The organism is Methanobrevibacter sp. UBA188 (assembly GCF_905234905.1).
Classification (GTDB): domain Archaea; phylum Methanobacteriota; class Methanobacteria; order Methanobacteriales; family Methanobacteriaceae; genus Methanocatella.
On the sequence record NZ_CAJOJM010000106.1, the window covers coordinates 1 to 3,086 of the forward strand.

General features: G+C 31.7%; 5 protein-coding genes. All 5 read left to right on the forward strand.

What is annotated here, in order from left to right:
- Positions 1-342, forward strand: a 342-nt coding sequence (locus QZ143_RS09865; RefSeq protein WP_292883777.1) for a CPBP family intramembrane glutamic endopeptidase, incomplete at its 5' end; no start/stop codon positions are given.
- A gap of 261 nt (positions 343-603) precedes the next feature.
- Positions 604-1,407, forward strand: coding sequence for a CPBP family intramembrane glutamic endopeptidase (locus tag QZ143_RS09870; protein ID WP_292883779.1), 804 nt, complete (start codon positions 604-606; stop codon positions 1,405-1,407).
- A gap of 221 nt (positions 1,408-1,628) precedes the next feature.
- On the forward strand, positions 1,629-1,853 hold the full coding sequence (locus QZ143_RS09875) for a helix-turn-helix transcriptional regulator (RefSeq protein ID WP_292883781.1): 225 nt from the start codon (positions 1,629-1,631) through the stop codon (positions 1,851-1,853).
- Between the two features lie 72 nt (positions 1,854-1,925).
- Entirely contained in the window at positions 1,926-2,660 is a 735-nt protein-coding gene (locus tag QZ143_RS09880; RefSeq protein WP_292883783.1) for a DUF4013 domain-containing protein, read from the forward strand.
- A gap of 112 nt (positions 2,661-2,772) precedes the next feature.
- Positions 2,773-3,086, forward strand: a 314-nt coding sequence (locus QZ143_RS09885) for a hypothetical protein (RefSeq protein WP_292883785.1), incomplete at its 3' end; no start/stop codon positions are given.

Genomic DNA, 3,086 nt, shown 5'->3' on the forward strand with positions numbered 1-3,086 from the left:
AATAGATTGAAAATAAGAAAGGGAGTATACTGGGGATTGTTAATATCTTCTGTAATATTTGGAATAGGCCATTACTACGGGGAAGACCCTTTTATGCATGTGATTTCTGCAATGATATTTGGAATGCTCATGTGTGCGCTATATTTGAAAACAGACAATATCATGATCTGCATGGCAGTCCATTTCTTGTCTAATTTATTCGTTTACTTTAATGAAACAGGTATTCCAGACTTATTATTTTCATTCCAGAGCATGATTCCAATATTATTCATATGCGCCCTGTTTTCATTGATATTTGTGCCGGCTTATATCCTTTATTATGCCCATAAGTTTAATGCATGATTCAAATCATAAAGGAAGGGCTATTAATAAATTTAATAAGATTTCAAGATGTCATTTGAAAAAATTTATATAATCTTTTTGGTAAAAAATATAAAACAATATTTTAATTTTCTAGAGGAGATATTGGATTTTTGAATTTTATTCAATATTTTAATTTTCTAGAGGAGATATTGGATTTTAAAATAATGCAATATTTTAATTTTTAGAGGGGATAGTGGATTTTTAAATTTTATCCGATATTTTAATTTTTAGAGGAATATTATGGATTTTAGTGTAAGTGACTTCAATGTACGGCTTAGAACAATAAGGCTTAGGGAATTTGCAGTAGCTCTTGTTGCTGCATTAATCATTACCCTGTTGTTGGATGTGTTGTTTCCTATAATGGATGTCTATGATGATTTGTTAGTGGTTTCTTTAGTCTTATGTCTATTGGTCTTTTTTGTATGGGCGCTGAGAAATACGGATGGTTTAAAAAGGGATATCAATGCCCTTTTCGAGCCTGAAACTTCAAGAGAAATTTTATATGTTCTCATAATCAATCTGCTCTTTGCATTCATTTATGTTTCCATAGGAGCATCCTTCGATATCGTTCTGACAGTATTTGATCCGACCTGGATTCCTTCACTTGATCTTTCACCTGTTTATTACGGCGATTCAATCATTTACTTTTTAATGCTGTTTACTTCAATCATATGTGCGCCTTTGATTGAGGAGTTAAGTTTTAGAGGAGTTCTATTCAATAGGTTGAAAATCAGAATAGGCATTCTTCCTGCAATGCTCTTGTCTTCTGTTTTTTTCGCAGTAGGACATGAATTCGGCGGAATCATTAGTGCATTTGTATTTGGAATGTGCATGTGTGTCCTGTATTTGAAAACAGATAATATATTTGTTCCAATGGCTGTGCACTTCCTGAATAACCTTTTAATATGCATTATGGAATACTTCAATATGGAAAGCTTCCTGTTCGGCACACCAAGTGCATTTTTAATGCTTGTGCTTTCCGTAGTATCTGGGGTTTTGATAATAATCTATCTTATAAGGGAGATACCTAAATTGAGTGCATGATTTCCAATATTTAATTCAACTTCTTATTTTTTTTAATAATCAGAAATTATTTATTTTTTCAATTGTTTTTTAGTTAATTTTACTTTTTTTTAAATTTTGAACAATTTTTCATAGAAACATTTATATATCAGTTTGAGAAAAATAGAATTGTCGAATGTAATATATTTTTTACATTTGAATTTTTTTATTATTGTTATTTTATTTATTATATGGGAGATACGATGAAAACAAGAATAAAAGAATTGAGGCAAGAGGTAAAGTTGAGTCAGCAGGCCTTGGGTGAATCTGTAGGAGTAACCCGCCAGACCATCAACTCTTTGGAAAAAGATAATCCATCTTTGCTCCTAGCTTATAAAATTACAAAAACTATCAATGAACATTGTCATGGTGATAATGTGGAGGATTATTTTAAAATAGAAGATGTTTTTATTTTAGAAGATGAGTGATTCTAAAAGAAAACAAATGTATCAAATTGGAATTTTTCTAAAAAATTAATATAATGTTAATGTGTGATTAAAATGATTTTGGATGTTTATAAGGATGCTTTTGAGTATTCCGCTCAAGACTGGACTGCTCTTGTAAAATTAGGAGTAATCAATGTTTTAGGTATGTTTATCTTTCTGCCGCTGTTTTTAACAAGCGGTTATAATTATAGGGTAATAAAAATAGGTGTAAAAGGAATGATCAATGGCGAGGATGAATTGCCTGAGTTTGATGAATGGGTTAATATGTTTGTAGACGGCATAAAGGTATTCATTGTCGAGTTTGCATATGCTCTGATTCCGATTGTATTGTTTTTTGCAGTATTATTCTCTGCTGCTTCCATTGGTGGAAATGCAGGCGGAATACTCATGGCTCTTGGGATGATTGTCGCAATTGTTCTTTTCATACTACTTCCTTTGATGGGAATAATTGGAGTAGCCAATATGGCTGAAAATGATGATAAATTCTCAGCCGCATTTGATATCAATGGAATAATTGAAATTATCAAATCCATTGGATGGCTGAATACAATTGCAACATGGATTGGCGTTCAGATTATTGTTGGAGTAATTTCAATTGTTGTTTTCCTGTTGCTTTATGCTATATTGATGTTCTTAGGACTATCTACTGCAATGGTTAGTTCCAACATAGCGGGGGGAGTATTTGGCATAGGATTCATTCTCATAATTGCAATCTTGTGTTTCTTGGTAACTCCATATCTCAGCATTTTCCAATCAAGAGTTTATGGATTGCTGTATAATCTTCAATAAACGATTTAGCCTAATGTAACATTAGGCTATTTAATAATTTTTTTAATTTTTACTAATTTGAGTAGTTAGTAATTAATGAATTTTCTGATGATTTAAATTAATGGGTGATATTATGGGAAGTATTACAGATATCGTTGTAGAGGGATTGAAATATCCATTTAATGATGTAAATAAATATTTAGGTTTCGGCGTCATTCAAGTAATAATGTCCGCCTTATTCATGGGAGCATTCGCTTCAACCGGATACTACTTCGTTCAGGCATATAGAACCAGCGTTTCAATGGGTCTGGATATGATAGACTGGTCAGTTGTCTCACCAGCCATGATTATTGTATCTGCTGTTCTTTTTGTTTTGGGACTGATTGTTTTTGTTTATATTTCCGGATATGAATTCAACATTCTTAAATTTTCCATTTTAAAAAACAA